The sequence below is a fragment of the Mesorhizobium sp. M8A.F.Ca.ET.021.01.1.1 genome (assembly GCF_003998025.1).
Lineage (GTDB): Bacteria > Pseudomonadota > Alphaproteobacteria > Rhizobiales > Rhizobiaceae > Mesorhizobium.
On sequence record NZ_RZSJ01000972.1, the window covers coordinates 1 to 1,118 of the forward strand.

A 1,118-nucleotide genomic window follows, 5' to 3' on the forward strand; every position below is an offset into this window, starting at 1 on the left:
AGTCGGGTTTCGACGCGATGCGCAGCGGCAGTTCGGGCAAGGTGGTGATGGATTGGTGAGACGCGTCGATAGAGACGTAGTTCCTTCGCTGTCCCGCCAGTCTATCAGCTCTATTTTCCTTCCAACGCCATCTCCAGCGCCGCCACTCCGCTCATAATCGCCGCACGTTCGTCCACGCTTAGTTTGGCCAGCAACTCTTTCTCAAACGCCTTCGCCAGCGGCACCATCTCGCGATAGGCGGCAAGCCCGGCCTTGGTCAGAGCCAGATGCTCCACACGCCGGTCGTTCTCGTCTGGCCTGCGCAGCAGCCATCGCCTTCGTTCCAGCTCAGCCACGGCCCGCGAAACCTTGGTCTTGTGCATGGCCGACTGTTCGCCGAGCGCCGTCGCGGTCATCGTGCCGCGCTGTCCAAGTCCGGATAGCGTGCGCCATTCGGGCCGGGTCAGGCCATGGCGGTCCTTATAGACCTTCGAGAATTCGCGGCTGACCGCGTCGGCCAGCCGGTAGAGCCGGTAGGGAAGGAAGCTTTCGAGTTCGAGAATGTCCATTGTCCGCATCCGGAAAAACGGAAGATTGATAGTTACATTTTCAATGGTTACAAATGAAACCAGTTTGGTCAATCCGGGAGGAAGCGATGGCCTTTTCCTACATGCCGGGCTTCGGCAACGATTTTGAGACCGAGACATTGCCCGGTTCGCTGCCGCAGGGGCGAAACTCGCCGCAGCGGCCGGCCTACGGCCTCTATGCCGAGCAGCTTTCCGGCTCGCCCTTCACCGCGCCGCGCGGCACCAATGAGCGTTCCTGGCTCTATCGCATCCGGCCAAGTGTCAAGCACACCGGCCGCTTCAAGGCAGCCGGCTACCCGCTGTGGAAGGCTGCCCCCAATGTCGGCGACCACGAACTGGCGCTTGGCCAGTACCGCTGGAATCCGGTGCCGATGCCGAAGGAGCCGACCGATTTCATCCAGGGCATGCGCAGCATCACCACGGCCGGTGACGTGCTCGGGCAGACCGGCATGGCCGCCCATGTCTATGTCGCCAATCGCTCGATGGTCGATGATCATTTCTTCAATGCCGACGGCGAATTGCTGGTCGTCCCGCAGGTGGGCAGCTTGCGGC

Annotated in this window: 2 protein-coding genes; one reads left to right on the forward strand and one right to left on the reverse strand. The window is 61.7% G+C overall.

What is annotated here, in order from left to right; genetic code table 11:
• Positions 1–110: 110 nt before the first annotated feature.
• Positions 111–548, reverse strand: a complete 438-nt coding sequence (locus EOA36_RS35925) for a MarR family winged helix-turn-helix transcriptional regulator (RefSeq protein ID WP_189522170.1) — start codon at positions 546–548, stop codon at positions 111–113.
• Positions 549–634: 86 nt separating this feature from the next.
• Here EOA36_RS35925 and EOA36_RS35930 point away from each other — a divergent pair.
• Positions 635–1,118: homogentisate 1,2-dioxygenase (locus tag EOA36_RS35930; protein WP_127281278.1), on the forward strand; the 484-nt coding region annotated here is incomplete at its 3' end.